The organism is Faecalimonas sp. LCP19S3_D12 (assembly GCF_052121495.1).
Classification (GTDB): domain Bacteria; phylum Bacillota; class Clostridia; order Lachnospirales; family Lachnospiraceae; genus Faecalimonas.
Window position 1 is genome coordinate 57,367 of the sequence record NZ_JBQKED010000007.1, and the last position, 22,714, is coordinate 80,080.

Sequence of the window (22,714 nt, forward strand, 5' to 3'; positions counted from 1 at the left end):
AAAAGAGTTGTGAGGCTGACCCACAACTCTTTTCGCGTTCTAATTTAAAAATTCACATTTTTCCATCTTCACATCTTTTAGACCTTCTCTGTCAGCGCTTACGCTTACGTAGAAATCTACATTGTGCTTTTTCGAGATATTGCTTAAACGATCGACAAATCTTGGAATATTTTCAAGGGAAATGCTAGTCTGTTTTAAAATTCCGTCAATAAAAATAACTTCGATATCACTGTTGCAGCTGATCATGCCATAGATGAAACCAGTGTATTCATCTATGTTGCGGATGGAAGGGAAATCATCCATACAGATTGCTCTGATATCAAAAGATACACTGTAAGTATCGTTGTGGCTGTTCTTGATGAAGACGACATTACCGTCACATGCTTTTGCTTTCTGATTAGCTAATTCAATCATCTTTTGTGTCTTGCCACTGCCTTTTTGCCCTGTTAATAAATATACCATGGGAATCACTCCTTTGTTATGTATTTTTTATTCTGTCTATGATATTATTTATTATACAACAACTTTTGCCGAAGAGCAATAAAATATCGCAAATTTATATTGATATTTTACAAAAAGTTATATAATTATTGAAATTATTTATAAAATTTGTACAACTATGGAGAGGCGAAAATAAAATGATAAGAATACTGTTGATTGAGGATGATGCACATATTGCACAGAGCATTCAATTTTTTTTGGAAGGTGAAGGATTTCAGATAAAAGTGGCAGCTATGGCAAGGCAGGCAATGGAACTGTTAAAGTCGGAGGATTTTCAATTGGTCATCTTAGATGTCACATTGCCTGACGGAAATGGGTTTGAATTGTTTGAGGAGATCAAAGCAAGAAAAGAACTGCCGGTTATCTTTCTGACGGCATTGGATGGGGAAGAGGAGATTGTAAAAGGATTTGAATTAGGGGCAGATGAATATATTACGAAACCGTTTCGTCCGCGGGAACTACTTTCCAGAATTAGAAATGTGATCCGACATACCGGGATTTTGGAAGAAAACAGACAGGAAATTCAAATTGAGCATGTGAAAATGAATTTAGAGCAAGGGGCGGTTTACAAGAACAATGAGCGCATAGAATTGACAGCACTGGAGTATAAGATACTCGCCCTATTTTTTGAGAATAAAGGTCGGATCCTGACAAGAGGGCAGATACTTTCGGGAATCTGGGATGAGTCCGGCAATTTTGTCAACAACAATACGTTGACAGTGTATATCAAAAGACTTCGCGAGAAGATAGAAGAAGATCCGAATGCTCCAAAGATCATCAAGACAGTGCGTGGCATGGGATATAAGGCGGGGGTGTGATCTATGGACAAAAAGAGATTTGTAATCAGTGTGTGTGCTCTTGCACTGACTGGGCTTATCAGTATATGGATATTTGCAGGAGTTGTGGAGCGAGAGAATAACAGATGGCTGTACGACGTGACGGACAGCCTTGTGACAGAGATTGTAAGGCGATATCCAGATGTAGAGGAAGAGACGATTCGTCAGATGACTTCGGATGGGGTAGCGTCTCAGGAAGAAAGTGTGTTGAAGAAATATGGAATTGAGGAAGATAATTTTTTGCCGAAACGAACCGGTGGAAATCAGCAGGTGATGATAGTGGGCGGAGTGACTGGAATTTTATTTTTGGTCTGTGCAGGTTGTGTCGGTATATTTTTATATGCCATGAAAAGGCAGGGAAAGCAGATTGAAGAACTGGAACAATACTGTGAGGAGGTGCTTCAGGAAACGGCAACGCTGGATCTGCGGGATAACGAAGAGGGAAGATTCAGTCTTCTTAAAAATAAAGTATATGATATCACCGTACTTCTCAGGGAAAAGAATCAACTGCTCGAAAAAAATAAGAAGGAGACAGAGCGGCTGATCGCAGATATTTCGCACCAACTCAAGACACCAATTACCTCTCTTCGTATGACAAATGAAATTCTATATATGGATATGCCAAGCGAAAAAAGGATGACATTTCTTGATAATATGCAGGCGGATTTGCTGAAGATTGAGTGGTTCGTAAAAACCATTTTGAATCTTGCAAAACTAGATTCAAAGACACTGACATTGAAAAGAGAAGAGACGATGGCGGCAGAATTGTCAGAGAAGATGATAGATTCGTTCAAAATCTTCTGTGAGGTGAGTGGGTGTAGGATTGCTTCATCTGGCGAAGAAGATATTACGCTTTGGTGTGATAAAAAATGGCTTTTGGAAGCTCTGCACAATATTTTGAAAAATGCACTGGAGCATGGCGCGGCACACATAGCGCTTTTGTGGTCGGAAAATAATCTTTATACAAAACTTGAAATCACAGATGATGGAGAAGGGATTGAAAAAGAAGAACTCCCGCATATTTTTGAGCGCTTTTACAAGATGAAAGGAAGCAGAGAAGACAGCATGGGACTTGGCATGGCATTTACGAAAAGTATGATTGCATACCAAAACGGGGAAGTGAAAGTAAAGAGTAAAAAAGGTGAGGGCACGACGTTTATTGTAAAAATATATAAAAATGATTTCCAAAAGTCACTTTAGAGTCACTTTTGTATCGTAGAATAAAGAAAAACGAAGGAGGCAGAGTATGGAAATCTTAAAAGTAGAGAATTTATGTAAACGATACGGAGAAAAGGATACTGAAGTGGTTGCTTTGGATAATGTGAGTTTTACCGTGGAAAGGGGAGAATTTGTTGCGATCATCGGGGCGTCAGGAAGTGGAAAATCAACACTTTTACATCTGATTGGCGGTGTTGACCGCCCGACAAGCGGGAAGGTATTTATCGACGGGACTGATATCTATGAGCTGAATGCGGATAAACTGGCAATCTTTAGGAGAAGACAGGTTGGATTGATTTATCAGTTTTATAATCTGATTCCGATTTTAAATGTAGTAGAAAATATTACGCTTCCATGCAGATTAGATGGAAAGGAAGTAAAAGAGGAACGTCTGGAGGAACTTTTAGAAATCTTAAATCTCAAGAATCGAAAAGAGCACCTTCCGAATCAACTGTCAGGCGGACAGCAGCAAAGAGTGTCGATTGGGCGTGCAATCGTGAATTATCCGGCGATCGTGCTCGCCGACGAGCCGACGGGGAATCTAGATAGTAAGGCGTCAAGAGAAATCATTGATCTTTTAAAAATGTCCAATCAAAAATACAATCAGACGGTTATTTTGATTACACACGATGAAAACGTAGTGCTGGAAGCGGATCGGATTCTGACAATTGATGACGGGAAGATCGTCAAAGACGAGAGAGTGAGGTAGTTTATGAACATTTTAAATGAACTCACGGTCAAAAATTTAAAACGGAATAAAAAGCGTACGCTTGTAACAATTTTCGGAATTATCCTTTCGGTAGCGCTGGTTACGGCGATTACGACATTTGTTTCCAGCATGCAGGGCTCTATGATAGAGTACGCAAAGAAAAATGATGGAGATTATCACATTTTTATATCAGATGTGCCGGTTGAACAGCAGAAATATTTGTTAAACAATGCAAAAATCGAACGGACTATGATTGGGCAGACAATTGCAGATGTAGCGCCTGAGACGTTTTTTAAAGCGGAAGAAGATCAGGAAAATCATAGAGGGATGCTGAAATTGAAAGCATTTGAGGAGAAGGATTTGAAGCGGCTTGGAATTAAGCTGATAGAAGGTCGTATGCCAAAAAATGAGCAGGAGATCCTGCTGCCGATGCAGCTGAGTGGTTTGGATGGTATTAGCTATGAAGTGGGTGATGTGTTGACACTCAAAGTCAATGGTTCAGAGGAGACGTATACGATTGCAGGCTTGATGGGAATTAACAGCTTTGAATTTCAGAAAGACGGGATGATGGGCTCTACACTTGTGACAAAACTGGACCATGATACAGCCGGACAGCCGATAGAAATTGCATTGTCATTAAAAGATCCAAAAGAAGCATATACGTTTGCGGAAAATTTAAAAGAGGAACATGGATTTTCGCAAGAACAGATCATTACCAATGATATGCTGCTGCAGTTTGAGGGAGGAACGAGATCAGAGCAGACCATGCAGGTGTTATATCGGATGGCTGTGATCGTCATTCTGATTATTATATTTACATCGGTCTTTGTCATCAAGAATAGTTTTGACATTTCGATTATGGAGCGAATCAAGCAGTATGGAATGTTGGCAAGCATAGGAGCTACTTCAAAGCAGATTCGGAAAAATGTGTTGTTTGAGGGAGTTGTGCTTGGAGTGATTGCGATTCCATTGGGAATTCTGTGTGGCGTTTTTGCAATCTGGGTTACACTTTTGACAGTAACGCAGATATTGGCAGGAAGTGGTCTTGCAGATATTCCATTACACTTATATGTATCATGGCAGGCGCTTGTAGTTGCAGTGGCAGTTGCAATTATCACAATTTATCTCTCATCAGTCATCCCTGCGAGAAAAGCAGTCAAGATTGCTCCAATGGATGCAATTCGTGACTCGGCAGGCATTAAAATTGCAGGGAAGAAATTGCGTACTTCTAAGCTACTTTCAAAAATATTGGGCATAGAAGGTGAGATTGCAAGTAAAAATTTAAAACGAAGCCGCAAAAAATACAGAACAACGGTATTTTCCATTTTTTTAAGTGTTGTGCTGTTTATCTCAATCAGTTCTGTTATTCAATATGGATTTTTATTGCAAAGCTATGTATATCAGGAGATGGACTATAATCTTTATGGTTCGATTGAAGATTCTGATATTTCGCAGGAGCAACAGGAAAAACTTTATGGGAAAGTGGAAAAGGCAGATGGAATTAAGGAAAGTACAGTTGTAAAGCGTCAAATCTGTAATATTGCACAAGGTGATTATACAAAAGAAGCATTGGAAGATATGAATGGCGTATATGATTCAATTGAAGTGGAGGAGGAAGATTTATATATCACATTTTACTCCATTCCGGATGACCAATATCGGGCGTATGTAAAAGAGCAGGGTCTTTCCTATGAGGAGGCAAAAGATAAAGCCATTATCTGCGATACGCAACGGAGAACGATTTATGATCAGGCTACCGGAGAGACCGTCAGGAAACAGTTCCAATTGCTGAACAGCAAGGCAGGAGACACGCTTTCCTATCGCATGTTGTCAGAGGATGGAGAACAAAAAGAAGTAGAGTCGATGGAGATTGCAAAGCGGACCGAGGAACTTCCGTTTGGAGTGGAGGCGGATTATTATTCTGTTGTTGCTGTTATTTCGGATGAAATGATGACAAGAATGGGTGGTACGCTGGATGGGTTTTATGCGGAAGCGGAAGATACAAAAATATTACAGGAAGAAATTCAGGGATTGGATGAAAGTATAGAGTGGTATTTCATTGATTATGAGCAGAGGGCAAAAGAGCAGAACAGTATGGTATTGGTTGCGGCGATTTTCTTATATGGATTTATCGCAGTCATTTCAGCTATTGGAATTACCAATATCTTCAATACCATCACAACGAATATGACGCTTAGAAGCCGTGAATTCGCGATACTGCGCTCGGTTGGAATGACAGAAAAAGAATTTCGAAAAATGATTCGCTGTGAAAGTATTTTATATGGTACAAAGGCATTGGCTTTTGGGGTTCCGGTCGGAGTAGCGCTATCCTATGGAATGTACAAAGTGTTTGTCGGTATCATTGAGGTGCCGTATACACTTCCGTGGAAAGAAATCTTGATTGCAGTTGCGGCAGTATTTCTGATCATCTTTTGGACAATGCGATATTCGGTGAAAAAAGCAGAAAAGCAGAATATCATAGAGACCATTCGAAGTGAGAATATATAGATGGACTAAATTTTTAAGTGAGTAAGGCAAGAAAATAGCATCCTTTTTGGGGAGCTATTCTTGCCTTGCAAATATTTAAAAGATATGATATTTTTTAGATATACATTATCAAGAGGAAATGAGTTGAAATACTTGAGGGAGGAAAAATGAAAAAAACAGACAGTATAAAAGTAAGAGTGGGTATCTTAGTCATAGGTGTATTTTTGGCAATCGTGTTGCTTGCAGTCTGTATTATTGGTGAACTTGGGAAAATTAGAAACAGTAACAAAAAGATAAGCAATGCAATTGTACTTCACACTACAGCATTAGAGAGTGAGAAAGGTCACTATGCGTGGGTAGAAAATCTTGGATCGGCATTGAGTTTTGGAACAGAGTTTACAGGCAGTAAAGATGATACAAGTTGTGTACTCGGAAAATGGCTGTATTCAGAGAAGAATTCAGGAAGTGAAGAAGTGGAAAAGATGAAAGAAGAAATAAAGCGTCTTCATAAAGAAATTCATGAATCGGCTGATGAGGCATTGCTGCTGAATGAAACAGATAAAAAGGCAGCAGAAGATATGTATGTGAATACAATCAAATCGAATATTACACAACTAGTAAACAAACTAGACAACATCATAACAATTGGTCAGGAAATGACTGATTCAGCAGAAAAAGAGTTGGCAAGTGCAATAAGGACTACGTTTATTGTGGTGAGTGTTGCCTTTCTATTGATTGTTGCCTTTTGCTTATTGTTGATTATTTATGTAACAAAAGGTGTCATTAATCCATTGATACTGATTACAGAAAACAGTAAAAAACTAGCTGAGGGAAATCTGAATTTTCAGATTGATATTCAAAGTAATAATGAAGTAGGAGAATTAGCACAGTCTTTGAACACTTCTGTTTCGGAGCTTGCATCCTATGTCAGAACAATTCAACAATCTATGGAAAAATTGGCACAGGGAGATCTCTGTGTGGAGTGTACAGATCAATTTAAAGGTGAATTTTCTTTGATACAACAGTCAGTCTGTTCGCTTACGAATTCGTTAAAGAAAGCGTTTCTAAAAATTCAGAATACGTCGCATGCTGTAAAAAATGCTTCAGAGCAGTTATCGAATAATACACAGATGTTTGCTCAAGGGTCTACAGAACAGGCGAGTACGTCAGAGGAGTTATCAGAGAAGCTTTCCCAAATTTCACATCAGGTAAAGGAAAGTGCCTCTGTAGCAGAAAATGCTAAGGTTCAGGCGAATGTAGTGAGAGAAGAGATGTCAGACAGCAGCGAAAAAATGGAAGAACTTGTAGATGCGATGGAAGAGATGAATCGGCATTCGAAAGAAATTGAAAAAATTATACATACGATTGAAGATATAGCTTTCCAGACGAATATTCTTGCATTAAATGCAGCAGTGGAAGCGGCTCGTGCCGGGGAGGCAGGAAAAGGATTTGCGGTTGTCGCAGACGAGGTGAGAAGTCTTGCGTCGAGAAGTGCACAGGCATCAAAAGATACGGCAGTGCTGATAACAAGTTCCATTGGTGCGATTGAGAATGGAGTGCGTATTGCCAATGATACAGCGGGAATATTGGAAAACACTGTGAAAAATACAAATGAAGTGACGAAGATCATCAGCGATATTTCGGATATTGCAGCAGAAGAGGCTGTCTCGATTGAGTCAGTGAGTGAAGGTATTGCACAAATCGCGTCAGTAATCAATTCTAATTCAGCGACGGTAGAGGAGAGTGCCGCCTCTACACAGGAGATGTCAACGATGGCAAGCGAACTGAACGATCTGGTTGGAGAGTTTAAATTGCAATAGCGATAAATTCATGGTCAATTTGGAGGTGTTTCATGTCTATAAGAAAAGAGGAAGCAAAAGATTATGAAATTATATATTCAGTAATAAAGAAAGCATTTGACAGTACCAAGCACGCAGATGGAAATGAGCAAGATTTGGTCAATGTGTTGAGAAATGGTGATGCATATATTCCTGAGTTATCATTGGTTGCAGAAATTGATGGCGTCATTGTGGGACATGTCATGTTTACAAAAGCGAAAGTTGAGGACACAGTAGTGTTAGCATTGGCTCCGTTATCAGTCTTACCAGAATATCAAAGACAAGGAGTAGGTACTGCTTTAATAAAAGAGGGACATAGAATTGCAAGAGAACTACACTATGGATATTCGATCGTATTAGGGAGTGAAAAATATTATCCGAGAGTGGGATATGTACCAGCAGATTTATTTGGAATCAAAGCACCGTTTGATGTGCCGAGAGAAAATTTTATGGCGTATAAATTAAAGGACGATGCAGGAAAGGTTTGTGGTGTTCTTAAGTACGCAAAGGAGTTTGGAATTCATTAGATTAAAGATGAGTGGAGAGGACAATAGTTGTGTTGGTACAAAGTTGTGGAGGGATTTTAATATGAATATTGCGATTGATATTGATGATACATTAACGGAATCATTTGATTATTTTTTGCCGTATGTGGCAGAATATTTTGATGTGGATGAGGAAACCTTGAGAAAGCAGAATATTTCTTACAGTAACTTGCCAAAAGAGTGGAAAAAGGATGAAATTGGATTTTGCAGAGCGTATTATGACCGAATTGTGCCGGATACACCATTTAAACAAGATGCGGCATGGGGGGTGAAAAGACTGCGAGAGTTAGGACATCGTATTGTGATTATTACAGCAAGGACAGATGCACTTTATACAGATCCCTACCAAACGACAGAGCAGGAACTTGCCAATGGCGGCATCTGTTATGATAAACTGATCTGTACGTTTGATAAGGCGAAAGCGTGTGTAGAAGAAGGAATCTCCATTTTGATTGATGATTCTCTAGCTCACTGTGATGCTGCTTCCGAAAAAGGAATTTCTACACTTTTGTTTTCCAGCAAGGCAAATCAATACGAGGAGACGGAGCATATCCGTGTCTCGAATTGGGAAGAAGTAATTGAGAAAATTATGAGTGGGAAGATTAAATAATTTTTTCAATGGATAACAAAGCCGTTTTTTTGTCCAATCCACCTGCGTAGCCGGTAAGCGTTCCATTTTTGCCGATTACGCGATGACAAGGAATGATAATGGAAATTTTATTACGCCCAACAGCCTGTCCGACAGCTTGTGCTGACATATGTGCAATACCTTTTTGCTTGGCGATTTGAGCTGCGATGTCTCCGTAAGTTGTTGTCTGACCATAGGGAATCTGTTCTAAAATATTCCATACGGCAGTTTGAAAAGGGGTGCCTGTCATATGAATAGGCGGAGTGAAATCAGGGTTTTGTCCAGAAAAATAAAGGTCAAGCCATTGCTTCGTCTGTTTAAAGACAGGCAGCTCTTTTTCTTGATGTTCCGGATCAAGATTGTAGGCGTAGTGCAGCTGATTTTCAAACCAAAGACCAGTCAGTCCGATGTCATCAGCAGCCATCAAAAGCTTTCCAAGTGGTGAGGAATAATAGTTAATATATTTCATAAGAACCTCCTTAAAAATTTATATAGGTATTATAGCATTTTTAAGAAATACTTTGAAATGCTTTTTTGAAACGAGAAAGAATACGAACCTGTTAGATAAAATGGATATATTGTGGATGCTTAATTGACAAAATGGAAAATAAACGGTAAAATATAGGAAAGAGGTGATAGTATGACGATTGAAGAGATGAAAAAAAGAAAGAGAGAATTTGGTTATACATATGAACAGATTTCGAAGTTGTCGAATGTTCCGCTCGGAACGGTACAAAAGATTTTTGCGGGTGTGACGGAGTCTCCGAGATATGATACGATCGCAGCACTGTCACAGATTTTTGAGAATGATACTGCTTCATGTGTTCAGGAAGCTCGGAGTATTTATAACGTGAAGAGGCAGGGAGAGTATACATTGGAAGATTATTATGCTTTGCCGGAGGAACAGAGGGTGGAGCTGATCGATGGTGTGATTTACGATATGTCCGCGCCGACATCGGTACATCAACTTTTGGGGACGGAGATATTGCTTGTATTAAAAGACTATATCAGAAAGAAACATGGCTTATGTGTTCCTGTTGCCTCTCCGATTGATGTACAGCTTGACTGTGATGATAAGACGATGGTACAGCCGGATGTCATTGTGGTTTGTGATCGGGAAAAGATTCAGAATCGTTGTATTTATGGTGCACCGGATTTTGTCGTAGAAGTATTGTCAAAGTCGACTAGAAAGAAGGATTTGGTACTTAAGCTGAACAAGTATATGACCGCAGGAGTGCGAGAGTATTGGCTGGTAGATCCTGATAGAAAAAAAGTGATTGTGTACGATTTTGTGAAAGAGGAGTATCCGGTGATGTATGGATTCGAGGCAAGAATACCAGTAGGTATTTTTGATGGAGACTGTGAGGTGGATTTCCAGGAAATCTACGGATATGTAAAAGATATTGTCGGTGATTGGAATTGAAAAAGAATCCCGCATCTACACGGAGATGCGGGATTCTTTTTCTTCGAATAATGTGCGAACTTTTGTGATGGCACTGTCGAATGCAAGTGCGTACAAAGAGCCGAAGGCATTGTTGAAGATACGCAAAAAGATTGCCATCGGAAGTCCAAATATTGGAGTGGCAATTGCCAATGCACCGAAAGAGTTAAACACTGTCTGCCATCCATAGGTTGCCGAAAGACCAACTCCGATACCACCGATCATTCCAATATAACCGTAGCAGCTTTCCGGAAGCACAGTATAGAGTACGAGAAAGCAAATGGCTCCGAGAATATTGCCGGGTGCACGGAATTTGACGCGAGATTCCATATCTTTTCGGAATGGAAGGAGAACGGACATCGCCGCAATACCAATCCACATCACACGTGGAATTCCGAGAAGTGAAGCAATTAGCATCGCACTGGAGACACCGAGTGTCAGACGAATCTGCCATCTTGTGCGAGCAGAAGATAAATCGAATTCCTGAAACAGATGCCGGAAACTTCGTTTATAAGACATTTTTTTGTGGTTCCGGTATAAAATCAAGGCAGTAGCTGCTGCACCGACTAAAAGTCCGATCAGTCGGAGAGTATAATCATATCCGCTGACATCGTATCCCTGCAATAACAGATAAGCTAACACGAATGTGGAGTGATTGGACATAATGACATTGTGGCAGCCGAGCAGCATCAGAGCAAAGATACAGATTATGTTCACAAAGAATGCGATACCCGGAGAGACCATATTGGTCAATCTTGGACCAACTGCGAGAATACAGAAGATGATCAGAATACTAAATGCGCCATGCGGATTGTGAATACCCATATCGGCATAACGAAATACCATGACGGATAATAATACAACGACGCCGACGATGCTATTGTTTGCTCCGAAAAGTTTTGTGTAAATAGTAACAAAAGCAACGCAAAACGAAACAGTTAATAAAATTTTAAATAAGTAGATTGCGATGTGCTTTCGCTTTTCTTTAGGGTCAGTTATGCTTGCAATATAGGATTTTGAGCCGACCTGATCCAATTGTAATTCTTGATAAAAAGTCATATGACTACCTCCCTGTTTTTTCATCTTGCAGCAATTCATTTGCTGTCTGAATCTGTGTGGTTAGTGATTCGAAAGATTCTGCGCCGAGCACTTCTTTCAGTTTGTAGATTGGCTCCAGATAATAACGATAGGTGCAATCCAGTTCCATATTTCCTGTCTCTGTAATCAAAAGCACATAACTGCGCTTGTCTGTCTCGCAATAGTGCTTTTTAAGAAATCCTTTCTTTTCCAGATGGTCGATCAGACGGCTGACTGCGGATTTGCAAAGTCCCATCTGGACAGTCAAATCCTGTGGAGTCAAGGCGTGATCCGACAGTACGATTCTGGAAAGCAGATCCATTTCCTGAGCAGATGTGATTCCTTCTTTTTTGGCACGTCTTACGTGAAGTGTAGAAAAAAGTCGAATTTCCTGCATGATTTTCATCATATCTATCCATGTGTAATCTCGCATAGACTAGCCTCCCTTTTGTATAGTTAACAAAGTGAACTACATAGTATGATATGTGAAAAAAAGAGGGATGTCAATTACTTTTAAAAAAAATCTAGTTTTGATTATAATGAATTCGCTTTACCTGTATCTTTCGGAAAATCTATCTTGAAAATATATTTATCTCCCCGAATGATAGATTTTGTATATTCTATGATACAGTCATCTTCATAGCTATAACGTTCAAGCAACATACAAGGACTGTTAGAAGGAAGCTGCAATAGTTCTTTTTCATGCGGCAAAGGCATAATTGGACGAAAGGTTTCTGTCGCATGATTAGCATGGAAAGCATAGCGTTCCGACAGATAAGAGTACAGTGATCCATGTCCGTTTAAGTATTCGACATTTAGTGAATGAATACGTGATTTCGGTAAATATGTAGTCTCGATCATTAGAGGATATTCTTTCTCTGAACGCAGACGTATGAGCTTATGGAATAGAGAGCCGGTCGGATGATTCAATTTTTGGGCAAGATGTGACTCTAATGAAATCATCGAGTATTCAATAATTGTATTTTCAATCAAACGATTCATGGATTTTAACTCATCTGTAAAAGAGTAAAACCGATTTAAAGGCTGTTCGATTACCTGTGGTTTTACAAAGGAACCATTTCCGTGGACCGTATAGATAAAACCGTCACTTTTTAACTTATTAAGTGCCTGTCTTATAGTAGAACGACTTACATGATAACGTTCTGAAAGATAGCGTTCAGATGGAAGTGGGGTGTTTTCTATATATTCTAAAGAATGGATGGATTCTAATATTTTTTGATAGACTTCAAGATATAATGCGTTTGTTGTCATTTTAATTGCCTCCAAAAGAAATATACTTATACATTAATGTACGATTAAGAAATAATATAATAATATTTTACTATAAATAGTAAAAAATAACAATTAATTTTGTTCAGAATAGGAGGTAGTATTTTGGGTTCGGTATGAAATATTCAAAAAATGTAAAAAAAGACCACATGGACTAGTGGTATTATGAGATAGATGTACCAACTGCCCTTGTGGGCTAAAACGACTATAAAGTATTGTAAAATAATAAAAAATATGTAAAAATTGTACAAAAGATGTTTCGTATTCTGAACGGAAATAGAAAGGAGATTAAAACATGGCAGAACCAAACATTTTATTGACTAGAATTGATAATCGTCTTATTCATGGTCAGGTAGGAGTTACATGGACAATGACATTGGGTGCGAATCTTATTCTGGTAGCGGATGATGAAGTTGCAGAAAATGAATTGATGCAGCAGCTTATGATGGTTACAGCCGAATCATCAGGAGCAGGTGTTCGATTCTTTTCTGTACAAAAAACAATTGATGTGATACATAAAGCGTCAGCACGTCAAAAGATTTTTATTGTATGCAAGACACCGGAAGTTGTTCGCAAGCTTATCGAGGGAAATGTGCCGATTAAAGAAGTCAATGTGGGAAACATGCATTTTGATCAGGGCAAGAGACAGATAAGCAAAAAAGTTTATGTGGACGACAAAGACATTGAGGATTTGCGAGTGATTAAAAACTCAGGTGCAGAAGTTTATATTCAGGACGTACCGGGTGATTTGAAAGAACAGATTAAAGAACTTTAAGAGAGTGAATCAGGAGGAGAGAAAGTATGGAAATTTCATTAATGCAAGGGATATTACTTGCTGTTATGGCCATAGTCGTTGGTGTGGACTTTTGGCTTGAGGGACTCTTTATTTTTAGACCAATTATCGTTAGCACCTTAACAGGTCTGATTTTAGGAGATGTGCAATTAGGTCTGGTTACAGGTGGTATTACAGAATTAGCTTTTGCAGGATTGACACCGGCAGGAGGAACACAACCGCCGAACCCTGTATTAGCAGGTGTTATGACAACCGTAATCGCATATACAACAGGAACGAGCGCGAGCGGTTCTATGGCGTTGGCGTTACCATTCAGCTTTTTGATGCAATATGTAATTCTATTCTGCTACTCAAGTTTCTCATTCTTTATGAAAGGTGCTGACGAGGCGGCAGAAAGAGGAGATATCAAAAAAATCATTAAAATCAATATTACATGTACTGCAATTGTGGCATTGCTGTATGGATTGATTGTATTCTTATGTTCTTATGCAGCACAAGATGCAATGAAAACGTTTGTCGAAGTCTTACCTTCATGGTTAACACATGGATTTGAAGTGGCAGGCGGAATGCTTCCTGCAGTAGGTTTTGCGATGCTGTTGAAGGTAATGTTGAAAATTGATTTTTTGCCATTCTTACTCATTGGATTTGTAATTTCTTGTTTCTTGAATTATTCAAATTTACTGCCAGTCGCAGTAGTAGGTGCTGCATTAGCATTATTTGTTTATAACATGGACAAGAACAAAGCAAAAGAAGTAGTAAAGGTTGCGAATACGGCAGCAGAGGAGGAAGAAGATGGAATCTAACAGCAAAAAAATATTGGAGAAAAAAGATATAACAAAACTTGCATTTAGAACCTTATTTTTACAGGCAAGTTTTAATTACGAACGTATGCAGGCAGGTGGTTTCCTGGTATCTCAATTACCGACATTAAAGAAAATCTACAAAAATGATAAAGCGAAACTTTCTGCTGCCATGAAGGATAATTTGGAATTTATTAATACACATCCAAATTTAGTCGGATTTTTAATGGGGTTATTGATCTCTATGGAGGAAGCGGGAGAAGACCGAAAAACGATTAAAGGCTTAAAAGTTGCGTTGTTTGCACCATTAGCCGGTATCGGAGATGCGATTTTCTGGTTTACGATTTTACCGATCGTTGCAGGTATCTGTGCATCTATGGCAACAGAAGGAAGTGTGCTGGGTCCGATTATTTTCTTCGTAGTTTATGCGAGTATTTTTGCAATGCGTATCTTCTGGACGCACTTAGGGTATAACTTGGGAACAAAAGCGGTCAGTACCATAAAAGATACCTCAGCTATTATTGGAAAAGCAGCGACAATACTTGGATGTACGGTGATTGGTGGTTTGATTGGAGCTTACGTAAAAATCAGCGTATTGACAGAAATTGTTGTCAATGAAGCAAAAACAGTCAATATTCAAGCGGACTTTTTTGATAAAATCTTCCCCAATATTTTATCAATTGGATATGTATTTTTAATGTATTATTTCTTGAAGAAGAAAAAAGTTAGCCCAGTAGTATTGATTATAGTAACTTTTGTATTAGCAATTGTATTGTCTTTCTTTGGAATTTTATAAGTATGAGAGAGACGGAGATAAAATTATTTGCCAGTGACATGGATGGTACACTGTTACAAAAGGATTTTACGATAAGTGAAGAGAATGTAAATGCCATTAAGGATTTGCAAAAGCGGGGAATATATTTTGTAGTGGCAACTGGGCGAATCTATTACGATGCCAAAATGATATGTAAACAGCACGGACTTTCGCCTTACATTATTTCTAATAATGGCACTTGTCTTTATTCAACAAGCGGAGAATTATTATATTCCAGACCCATCCAAAGGGATATGTTAGAAAAACTGACACAGTACTTAGATCAGAGTGGAATCTGTTATGGGATAGGAACAAGTAGACATTATATCACAAGTACACAATGGGAAAATGTGTTGGATGAAGAGATTGAACACTTAAGAAAAAAAGGAATTGAGATTCCCTTGCAAAAGGTAAAATTTGCAAAAGAAGAACTTGCGCTACAAAACGGCATTATGCTTGTAAACAATATGAGTGAGTTTATAAGTATAGAAGAAATGGCTTATAGTATTTCAATTGTGACCTTCGATCAAGATAAGATTGAAAGGTTAAAAAAGAAAATGGAAGAGTATGAAACACTCATGCATGTGACTTCTGGATCTCATAATGTAGAAGTGACAGAGAAAAGGGGGAACAAGGGGATTGCATTGGGACACTTGTGCAGTCTCCTTCATTTAGACTTTGAACAGGTTGCAGCAATCGGTGATAGCCTGAATGATCTTTATATGATTGAAAAAGCAGGAATGAAAATAGCAGTAGAAAATGCTATGGAAGAAATAAAGGAAGTGTGTGACTTTGTTACGAAGTCGCATACTTGTAATGGTGTAGCGTATGCAATCAATAACATAATAAACTAAAAAATTGCGAAAGTAGTATCGTCTTTGAAAAAGGAGAGGAAAAAAGAAATGAAGAAAACGAAAAAACAAGTTGTTTCGTTACTTTTGTCACTTGGCATGATTGTGGAGGCTGTGCAGCCAATGGCAGTGTCAGCCGCAGATAAGCAGGCGGCGCTTAAGAATGCAGAGGTATATCAGAAATTTCCAACGCACTATCAGGATAAACTAAGTAATAAGAAAGAAGATGGAACATTAAAGCATATTGAGGGGCAAGTCACCCACCCGGATGTTGTGAAACTTGATGAACCGTGGAATGATTATGAATATTGGGTAGTATATACACCGAACGTTTCGGTGACTTCGCAATATGAGAATCCGTACATTGCAGCTTCTCACGATGGAAAAACATGGGAAGAACCAGCTGGTATCAAAAACCCGATTGAGCCGGAACCGGTCTCTACACGTTATCACAATTGCGATGCGGATATGATTTACAATGAAGAGATGAATGCCATGATGGCATATTGGAATTGGGCAGATGATCAATCAGGTGGAGTTGGAGCGGAAGTGCGCATTCGCATTTCATATGATGGTATTAATTGGGGAGTTCCAAGCACTTACGATGAAGAAACAAGGGTTTGGACAAAACCGAAGAATGAATCAGAGAGAACTTTGAAAGCTCCAACGAAGGATGAGAATGGATTAGATAATTCGTTTATCACAGCAATCGCTTCCAAAGACCGCTATGATATGTTGTCTCCGACATTTACATACGATGAGAACCGTGACATTTTTGTAATGTGGGCGAACAACACAAAAGATGTTGGCTACAACAACGGACAGAGAAATTATGTGGAGACGAGATGGTCAGAGGATGGAATTAATTGGTCAGAGCCGAAGAAAGTAAATAATTTTTTAGGAAAGACAAGTGCTGATAAACAGCTTGCACCGTGGCATCAGGATATCAACTATATTCCGGAATTGAAAGAATATTGGGGATTGTCTCAGTGTTTTGACGGAAATAATCCGGACGGTTCCATGTTATATCTTACGACATCAAAAGATGGAATCAATTGGAAACAGGTTGGAACAGAGCCGGTTCTGAATCCGGGAGAATCGGGGAAATGGGATAGCTTCCAGATTTACCGCTCTTCTTTTGTCTTTGAAAATGATAAGCTTAGAGTTTGGTACAGTGCACTTCAAGATAAGACTGCAAACCAAAAAGTCATCGATTCGGATGGAAAATTGACTTTGACAGCCGGACCGGATGATCAAAGGATGTGGCGCATCGGTTATACAGAGGGTAACTATACTGACATTATGAAGACACTCACAGGAGACGCCAATTTTACAAAACCAGAGTTGGTAAAGGGAACAGAACTTGACCTCACGACTGATAAGACAGAAGTAGTGCAAGGAAAAGAGGCACAATTGACAGTCGGATTTACACCGAAAGAGACATCAGATCAGCTTGTGACATATGAATCTTCGGATGAAAGTGTGCTGACAGTATCCCCATTTGGAGTTGTTGAGACAAAGAAAGCCGGAAAAGCAACAGTGAAAGCTTCTACAAAAGATGGAATCAGTGATACAGTGGAGATCACGGTTACAGAAAAACAGGTGGCAGGAGCAGATACCTACCTGTCAGAGCTTGAATGGAAAGAGCAAACATGTGGAGCAGAAAAAGATTACCCTGAAGGAACGAAAAAAGATGCAAATATCGGTGGCGGTGATATTGTCCTAAAAGTAGGACAGACAGAAAAGACATTTGAGAAGGGGCTTGGTGTTCATGCACCTTCTTCTGTGACATATGACATTGCAGGAAAGGGATACACACGCTTTGAAGCATATGCTGGTGTGGATTATAGTAAAAAAGGGGATTATGACAAAGGGGAGGCCGTTATCGGTGACTTTATTGTGGAAATTGATGGGGAACAGGTAGCACAGAGTGGAGCAATGAATCCGACAATGGATGCACATCATTTTAGTGTAGAGATTCCAGCAGATGCAAAAACAATTACATTTAGAACAGAAATAGGAGAACGCGAAGATTGGTCTGATTGGGGAAATTGGGCAGATGCAAAATTCGTTGCAGAGCTTGGAGAGCCTGAGAATCTTGCACTAGGCAAAGAGCCGACTTTGAATATGAAAGATGGAAGTGCCATTGATAAAGTAAATGAACAAAGACCAGCTTCTATGGCAACAGACGGTATAAAAAATGACACAGAATCAAATTATTGTGATTTTGGTAAGGATGACACTCGTGCCTCCCGTTATATGCAAGTAGATCTGGGAGAGTCAGCACTGATTTCGCAGATTAATCTTTGGAGATATTGGGCAGATGGTAGAACATATGACGCAACAGTAATTGCGGTTTCTGAGACGGAAAATTTCGCGAAACCAACAATTGTATATAACTCAGATACAGATAATGTTCATGGATTGGGTAAAGGTACAGATGAGAAGTATTCAGAGACTTCTGATGGAAAAACATTTGAACTTGCAAAGATGGTAATGGGGCGTTATGTGCGTGTATACATGTATGGTGTTCAGGAAAAAGGAACAACAAACCACATCGTTGAACTGGAAGTGATGGGACATCAGGTACAAACACCTGAACCAGAGCCGGAAGGACCTACATTAGATCCTGTAGATGGAAAGAATATCCGACTGCATGTGGAAAATGGACAAATCAAACTCTATAGAGGTGATGTGCTTGTTGCAAAGTCCTCTTCTCTTGGAAAAGTGATTGCAGATGGAAAGACATATTCTGATTTCGTTATCTTAGAGGAAAAGAGTAAGATTGAAAATTCAGTGAAGACAGATCGTGGTGAGGCGACAAGACTGACACTTGTACTTACAAGTGAAAAAGGAAAGATTGAAAAGACAGTTACGTATGATTTATTAAAAGAGATTGATGGCGCAATCTTTACAACAACTTCATTAAAAGCAGAAGCAGCTATGAATGTAACAGAGGTTGTAGAGAATGGATTTACACTTGTAGAGCCGGATAAAGATCGCATCTGGAGCTACAATGGAGGCGGTGAAGGAGCGCAAAGCCAGTATGATACGTTGCAGAAAGTAACGAATGGTTTTTCGCGTGAAAATAAACAGGATGAGACATCAGCAGCGATTCCGGTTGCGGATATTTATTCTACAAAAGGTGGAGTAATGGTCGGAGATGCGGCATTGTATCGTAGATTCCTTACAACTCCGGTCAAAGGAGCAAAGAATACAGCAACGGTTTCGATTAACTGGAAGAATCACAGCTTGAAAGCCGGTGAGAGTACGGAAGTAGGTACAAGTATTGTCGGTGTACATGCCGGTGACTATTATAACGGTCTTCGCACATTTGCAGATGTGATGAAAGTACAAGGATTTGAGACACCAGAATATATCCCGCAGACAAGCTACGATCTTCGTTGGGAAAGCTGGGGATGGGAAGACAAATGGACCATTGATAAGATTTTAGGAAAATTGGATGATTTGAAGGCAAATGGAATCAAACAGATTACCATTGATGACTGTTGGTATACAGCCGCAGGTGATTGGGAGTTAAATCCAGAAAAATTTCCGAAAGGTGTCGAAGACATGAAGAGACTGACAAATGCAATTCATGAGAAAGGCATGACAGTCGTTCTTTGGTGGAGACCGATGGATGGTGGACGTGCTCAAGAATTTGCTGGACCGGGAAGTTTTAAACAACAGCCAAGTAAGCTGTTAAAAGAACATCCAGAATATTTTATTAAGAATGAAGATGGAAGTTTTGCTCATCTTTCCAATCCGGGACAGAGCGGACATTTTAATGGAACAACAGGTTATGCACTTTGTCCATACTCAGAGGGTGCAGTGAAGAGTCAAGTAGACTTTGTGAAACGTGCGATGACAGAGTGGGGCATCGATGGTTTCAAGAGTGATTATGTATGGGGCGTTCCAAAATGCTACAATGAGGCACATAATCATAAAACACCGGAAGAATCTACACAGTATGCTGCAAACATTTTCTATAAAGCGATTTATGATGAGATGATGAAGCATAATAAAGATGCATTCCACTTATTATGTAACTGTGGAACACCGCAGGACTATTATTCATTCCCATATGTGACACAGATTCCGACAGCAGACCCTACAAGCGTAGACCAGACAAGACGTCGTGTGAAAGCATATAAGGCGTTGGCGGGAGATGATTTCCCGATTACGACAGACCACAATGAAATCTGGTATCCTTCAGCTGTTGGAACAGGCGCAGTATTGATTGAGAAGAGAGATTTCCAAAAAGGATCTGCTGAAGAGAAAGAATACTATAAATGGCTGAAGATTGCGGACACTCACAAGCTTCAGGAGGGAACACATATTGGTGATTTATATGCATATGGAATTGATCCGTATGAGACATATGTAATTGAAAAAGATAACATGATGTATTATAGCTTCTATTATGATGGGAAGAAATATCAACCGGTTGGACATCCAGATGTGACACTAAAAGGGCTTGACCCGAACAAAATTTATCGAATTGAAGATTACGTAAATGGCAAAGTGATTGTGGAGAAGGTAGTGGGAACAGAAGCAACATTCCAAGTACCATTTGATCAATATTTACTTGTTCGCGCCGTTCCGGTAGGAGAAGTTCCAAAGGACAAGGTAAAAGTCACATTCCTAGACGGTGAAAAAGAGATTGCGACAAAGGATGTGGTCAAAGGAGAAGCGATTGGAGAACTTCCAGAAGCGCCGAAAAAAGAAGGCTATGCATTTAAAGGCTGGAATACAAAAGTGGATGGAACTGGAGATGTAGTATCCGCGGAGACAAAAGCAGATACAGATATGACAGTCTATGCTATTTTTGAGAAAGACAGTACAGAACCACCAGTGGAAAAGAAAGTGACTGTGACATTTAAAGATGGTGAAAAAGTGCTTGCAACAAAAGAAGTTGTGAAGGGAGAAAAGTTTGGAGAACTTCCGAAAGCACCGGAAAAAGAAGGATATACATTCAAAGGCTGGAATACAAAGTCCGATGGAAAAGGAACAGAGATTACAAAGGATACCGTCGCAGAAGAAAATGTAACAGTCTATGCAGTATTTGTTAAGAAATCTTCAGAGGTTCCGACAACGCCGGATGGGAATGACTCGGGTAATTTGGGGCATACGAACGATAAGAACAAATCTGACAGCGTGCAGTCTGGTGACAGCGTTTCAGCAGTTGCCACAGCGACCGTATTATTGGCAGCAATTGCGGTTATTGCAGCAGTGCTATTGGATAAGAAAAGAAAATATAACTAGTTTGAGGAGGATTTTACAGTGATACAAATAATTGTAACGGGGCATGGCAATTTTGCTAGCGGTATGCTCTCAGCATTAAAGTTAATAGCTGGAGAGCAGGAGCACATACATGGATTAGACTTTGTAGAATCTTTGAGTACGGCGGAACTAAAAGAAAAATTACAGAAAATGATTGAATCAGCAGGCAATGAGGTGCTCATTGCCACTGATTTAGCCGGTGGCTCCCCGTACAATGTTGCGGTAACCTTAATGTCAGAACTGACAGACAAAAAGATAAAGGTAGTTGCGGGTGTGAATTTTCCGATGATATTATCCACTGCTTTTGCAGAGCGAGATGTTGATTTGGATGAGTTTTTAAAAATAACAATGGATGAGGGACGGAGAGCATTTTCTGAATTTAAACTTGTAAGTATGCAAAAATGTCAAGATGAGGAAGACGGAATATAGGAGGACAGATCGATGTATTTAACAGAAAAGGAAATTATGGGCCAGCATGAGGCTCTCTTACAAACAGTAGCTTATGTAACTGGAAAAGCAGAGGAAACAAAAACGTTTTTTAAGAAGAATACGAGTAGAAAATTTGTATTATTAGGATGTGGATCCAGTTATATGCTGGCAAAGTCTGGCGAGAGATTCTTATCAGCGTGTGAAAATACAAGTGCGGTTGCAATTGCAGGCGGTGACTATTTGATCCATGAAGAGTATTACAAGGAAACGATAAAAGACAGTATTATTATTTTGTTGTCAAGATCAGGGCAGACTTCAGAAATTGTACGTTCAGTAAAAAATATCAAAGAAAAATATGGTAATCCGGTGATCTCGCTTTCTATGAAAGACGATAACGATGTAATGCCGTATAGTGATTTAGATTATACGATGGATTGGTGCTATGACAAAAGTGTTTGTCAGACGCGTACCGTTACAAATTTATATACAGCGCTGTTAATGTTAACAGGTATTTATAGTGAGGACAACAGTTTATTAGAAGAAATCAGTAACGCTGTAAATAAAAACGAAGAATATAAAGAGACTTATCGTCCGATATTAAAAGAAATTGCCCAAAAAGACTGGGACAATGCTATTATTTTAGCAGACGGACCGGTAACTGGAATTGGGGAAGAGGGCGCACTTGCTTATACAGAAATTTCAATGCTTTCTGGAAAATGCTTTAATATGTTAGATTATCGTCACGGACCAATGGTATTAAATAACGAAAAGACATTGACTGTTGTACTTTTAAGTGATGTAGAAGATAAGCTGCAAGGTGACATGGTAGCCGATTTAAAAACACATGGTGGAGTGATTGTGACAGTGTCTACGGGCAAAGAAAATAAATACGACGTGGATGCACATATTTGTATTGGAGATATTAAGGATTTTAGAGTATATGGAATTCCGTTTATATATGTAATGCAAATGTCTGCTTATGAAAAGGCAATTTTGTTAGATCGAAACCCAGATGCACCAACAGGATTGGATGCCTTTATTACTTTACAATAGCAGTCAATAAGAGGTGACAAACTATAAATAGTCAAGTGGTTTTTGAAAAAAAGTTTGTGTAATAAAAAAGGGTAACTTTAATAGATCATCTGAAAACACCGTATTTCAGATGGAACAGATA

Annotated in this window: 20 protein-coding genes; 15 read left to right on the top strand and 5 right to left on the bottom strand. The window is 39.2% G+C overall.

Annotated elements, in window-relative coordinates; translation table 11 throughout:
• Window positions 1–39: 39 nt before the first annotated feature.
• On the bottom strand, window positions 40–462 hold the full coding sequence (locus ACTQXY_RS03460) for a hypothetical protein (protein ID WP_441658277.1): 423 nt from the start codon (window positions 460–462) through the stop codon (window positions 40–42).
• A gap of 176 nt (window positions 463–638) precedes the next feature.
• Here ACTQXY_RS03460 and ACTQXY_RS03465 point away from each other — a divergent pair, with 176 nt between their 5' ends.
• The 7 genes from ACTQXY_RS03465 to ACTQXY_RS03495 all read left to right on the top strand — a co-directional run bounded on the left by ACTQXY_RS03465 (window position 639) and on the right by ACTQXY_RS03495 (window position 8,744).
• Window positions 639–1,319 carry a response regulator transcription factor gene (locus ACTQXY_RS03465; protein ID WP_441658278.1) on the top strand — a complete coding sequence of 227 codons (681 nt, stop codon included), beginning with the start codon at window positions 639–641 and terminating at the stop codon, window positions 1,317–1,319.
• Window positions 1,320–1,322: 3 nt separating this feature from the next.
• A complete protein-coding gene (locus ACTQXY_RS03470; RefSeq protein ID WP_441658279.1) occupies window positions 1,323–2,537 on the top strand; it encodes an ATP-binding protein in 1,215 nt (404 codons plus the stop codon).
• 46 nt (window positions 2,538–2,583) lie between these two features.
• Complete coding sequence (locus ACTQXY_RS03475) at window positions 2,584–3,264, top strand: ATP-binding cassette domain-containing protein (protein WP_441658280.1); 681 nt, start codon at window positions 2,584–2,586, stop codon at window positions 3,262–3,264.
• Between the two features lie 3 nt (window positions 3,265–3,267).
• Window positions 3,268–5,772, top strand: a complete 2,505-nt coding sequence (locus ACTQXY_RS03480; RefSeq protein ID WP_441658281.1) for an FtsX-like permease family protein — start codon at window positions 3,268–3,270, stop codon at window positions 5,770–5,772.
• A gap of 146 nt (window positions 5,773–5,918) precedes the next feature.
• A complete protein-coding gene (locus tag ACTQXY_RS03485) occupies window positions 5,919–7,571 on the top strand; it encodes a methyl-accepting chemotaxis protein (RefSeq protein WP_441658282.1) in 1,653 nt (550 codons plus the stop codon).
• 32 nt (window positions 7,572–7,603) lie between these two features.
• Window positions 7,604–8,116 carry a GNAT family N-acetyltransferase gene (locus ACTQXY_RS03490; RefSeq protein WP_441658283.1) on the top strand — a complete coding sequence of 171 codons (513 nt, stop codon included), beginning with the start codon at window positions 7,604–7,606 and terminating at the stop codon, window positions 8,114–8,116.
• Window positions 8,117–8,177: 61 nt separating this feature from the next.
• Window positions 8,178–8,744 (top strand): hypothetical protein, encoded by a 567-nt coding sequence (locus tag ACTQXY_RS03495; RefSeq protein ID WP_441658284.1) that lies wholly within the window; start codon window positions 8,178–8,180, stop codon window positions 8,742–8,744.
• On the opposite strand, the gene ACTQXY_RS03500 is transcribed toward ACTQXY_RS03495, so the two are convergent.
• Window positions 8,737–9,231: a methylated-DNA--[protein]-cysteine S-methyltransferase gene (locus ACTQXY_RS03500; protein WP_441658285.1), complete on the bottom strand. Its 495-nt coding sequence runs from the start codon at window positions 9,229–9,231 to the stop codon at window positions 8,737–8,739. The two genes, ACTQXY_RS03495 and ACTQXY_RS03500, sit on opposite strands and share 8 nt — an antisense overlap.
• A 171-nt stretch (window positions 9,232–9,402) precedes the next feature.
• Between ACTQXY_RS03500 and ACTQXY_RS03505 the strand changes: the two genes are divergently transcribed.
• Window positions 9,403–10,185 carry a Uma2 family endonuclease gene (locus ACTQXY_RS03505; protein WP_441658286.1) on the top strand — a complete coding sequence of 261 codons (783 nt, stop codon included), beginning with the start codon at window positions 9,403–9,405 and terminating at the stop codon, window positions 10,183–10,185.
• A gap of 15 nt (window positions 10,186–10,200) precedes the next feature.
• Here the strand turns inward: ACTQXY_RS03505 and ACTQXY_RS03510 are convergent, their stop codons facing one another.
• The 3 genes from ACTQXY_RS03510 to ACTQXY_RS03520 all read right to left on the bottom strand — a co-directional run bounded on the left by ACTQXY_RS03510 (window position 10,201) and on the right by ACTQXY_RS03520 (window position 12,552).
• Entirely contained in the window at window positions 10,201–11,262 is a 1,062-nt protein-coding gene (locus tag ACTQXY_RS03510; protein ID WP_441658287.1) for an FUSC family protein, read from the bottom strand.
• A gap of 4 nt (window positions 11,263–11,266) precedes the next feature.
• Window positions 11,267–11,713: a MarR family transcriptional regulator gene (locus tag ACTQXY_RS03515; RefSeq protein ID WP_441658288.1), complete on the bottom strand. Its 447-nt coding sequence runs from the start codon at window positions 11,711–11,713 to the stop codon at window positions 11,267–11,269.
• A gap of 101 nt (window positions 11,714–11,814) precedes the next feature.
• Window positions 11,815–12,552 carry a UTRA domain-containing protein gene (locus tag ACTQXY_RS03520; RefSeq protein ID WP_441658289.1) on the bottom strand — a complete coding sequence of 246 codons (738 nt, stop codon included), beginning with the start codon at window positions 12,550–12,552 and terminating at the stop codon, window positions 11,815–11,817.
• Between the two features lie 313 nt (window positions 12,553–12,865).
• On the opposite strand from ACTQXY_RS03520, the gene agaB reads away from it, so the two are divergent.
• Genes agaB through ACTQXY_RS03555 form a run of 7 tightly spaced genes read left to right on the top strand, consistent with a single transcriptional unit; the run spans window position 12,866 to window position 22,593 of the window.
• Window positions 12,866–13,345 (top strand): PTS galactosamine transporter subunit IIB, encoded by a 480-nt coding sequence (gene agaB, locus ACTQXY_RS03525; RefSeq protein ID WP_441658290.1) that lies wholly within the window; start codon window positions 12,866–12,868, stop codon window positions 13,343–13,345.
• A gap of 26 nt (window positions 13,346–13,371) precedes the next feature.
• Window positions 13,372–14,166 carry a PTS galactosamine transporter subunit IIC gene (gene agaC, locus ACTQXY_RS03530; RefSeq protein WP_441658291.1) on the top strand — a complete coding sequence of 265 codons (795 nt, stop codon included), beginning with the start codon at window positions 13,372–13,374 and terminating at the stop codon, window positions 14,164–14,166.
• Window positions 14,156–14,959 (top strand): PTS galactosamine transporter subunit IID, encoded by an 804-nt coding sequence (gene agaD / locus ACTQXY_RS03535; protein ID WP_441658292.1) that lies wholly within the window; start codon window positions 14,156–14,158, stop codon window positions 14,957–14,959. The genes agaC and agaD overlap by 11 nt, the downstream gene beginning before the upstream one ends.
• 2 nt (window positions 14,960–14,961) lie before the next feature.
• The gene (locus tag ACTQXY_RS03540; protein ID WP_441658293.1) at window positions 14,962–15,831 is read left to right on the top strand and encodes a Cof-type HAD-IIB family hydrolase; all 870 of its coding nucleotides are present in this window, start codon (window positions 14,962–14,964) and stop codon (window positions 15,829–15,831) included.
• Between the two features lie 48 nt (window positions 15,832–15,879).
• Window positions 15,880–21,093: an NPCBM/NEW2 domain-containing protein gene (locus ACTQXY_RS03545; protein ID WP_441658294.1), complete on the top strand. Its 5,214-nt coding sequence runs from the start codon at window positions 15,880–15,882 to the stop codon at window positions 21,091–21,093.
• An 18-nt stretch (window positions 21,094–21,111) separates the two neighbouring features.
• Entirely contained in the window at window positions 21,112–21,540 is a 429-nt protein-coding gene (locus ACTQXY_RS03550) for a PTS sugar transporter subunit IIA domain-containing protein (RefSeq protein ID WP_441658295.1), read from the top strand.
• Between the two features lie 12 nt (window positions 21,541–21,552).
• The gene (locus ACTQXY_RS03555; RefSeq protein WP_441658296.1) at window positions 21,553–22,593 is read left to right on the top strand and encodes an SIS domain-containing protein; all 1,041 of its coding nucleotides are present in this window, start codon (window positions 21,553–21,555) and stop codon (window positions 22,591–22,593) included.
• Window positions 22,594–22,714: the final 121 nt, after the last annotated feature.

Excerpts from the sequence above, each read along its gene's own strand:
- ACTQXY_RS03460 (WP_441658277.1), bottom strand. The coding sequence starts at position 462 with ATGGTATATTTATTAACAGGGCAAAAAGGCAGTGGCAAGACACAAAAG.
- ACTQXY_RS03465 (WP_441658278.1), top strand. The coding sequence starts at position 639 with ATGATAAGAATACTGTTGATTGAGGATGATGCACATATTGCACAGAGC.
- ACTQXY_RS03470 (WP_441658279.1), top strand. The coding sequence starts at position 1,323 with ATGGACAAAAAGAGATTTGTAATCAGTGTGTGTGCTCTTGCACTGACT.
- ACTQXY_RS03475 (WP_441658280.1), top strand. The coding sequence starts at position 2,584 with ATGGAAATCTTAAAAGTAGAGAATTTATGTAAACGATACGGAGAAAAG.
- ACTQXY_RS03480 (WP_441658281.1), top strand. The coding sequence starts at position 3,268 with ATGAACATTTTAAATGAACTCACGGTCAAAAATTTAAAACGGAATAAA.
- ACTQXY_RS03485 (WP_441658282.1), top strand. The coding sequence starts at position 5,919 with ATGAAAAAAACAGACAGTATAAAAGTAAGAGTGGGTATCTTAGTCATA.
- ACTQXY_RS03490 (WP_441658283.1), top strand. The coding sequence starts at position 7,604 with ATGTCTATAAGAAAAGAGGAAGCAAAAGATTATGAAATTATATATTCA.
- ACTQXY_RS03495 (WP_441658284.1), top strand. The coding sequence starts at position 8,178 with ATGAATATTGCGATTGATATTGATGATACATTAACGGAATCATTTGAT.
- ACTQXY_RS03500 (WP_441658285.1), bottom strand. The coding sequence starts at position 9,231 with ATGAAATATATTAACTATTATTCCTCACCACTTGGAAAGCTTTTGATG.
- ACTQXY_RS03505 (WP_441658286.1), top strand. The coding sequence starts at position 9,403 with ATGACGATTGAAGAGATGAAAAAAAGAAAGAGAGAATTTGGTTATACA.
- ACTQXY_RS03510 (WP_441658287.1), bottom strand. The coding sequence starts at position 11,262 with ATGACTTTTTATCAAGAATTACAATTGGATCAGGTCGGCTCAAAATCC.
- ACTQXY_RS03515 (WP_441658288.1), bottom strand. The coding sequence starts at position 11,713 with ATGCGAGATTACACATGGATAGATATGATGAAAATCATGCAGGAAATT.
- ACTQXY_RS03520 (WP_441658289.1), bottom strand. The coding sequence starts at position 12,552 with ATGACAACAAACGCATTATATCTTGAAGTCTATCAAAAAATATTAGAA.
- agaB (WP_441658290.1), top strand. The coding sequence starts at position 12,866 with ATGGCAGAACCAAACATTTTATTGACTAGAATTGATAATCGTCTTATT.
- agaC (WP_441658291.1), top strand. The coding sequence starts at position 13,372 with ATGGAAATTTCATTAATGCAAGGGATATTACTTGCTGTTATGGCCATA.
- agaD (WP_441658292.1), top strand. The coding sequence starts at position 14,156 with ATGGAATCTAACAGCAAAAAAATATTGGAGAAAAAAGATATAACAAAA.
- ACTQXY_RS03540 (WP_441658293.1), top strand. The coding sequence starts at position 14,962 with ATGAGAGAGACGGAGATAAAATTATTTGCCAGTGACATGGATGGTACA.
- ACTQXY_RS03545 (WP_441658294.1), top strand. The coding sequence starts at position 15,880 with ATGAAGAAAACGAAAAAACAAGTTGTTTCGTTACTTTTGTCACTTGGC.
- ACTQXY_RS03555 (WP_441658296.1), top strand. The coding sequence starts at position 21,553 with ATGTATTTAACAGAAAAGGAAATTATGGGCCAGCATGAGGCTCTCTTA.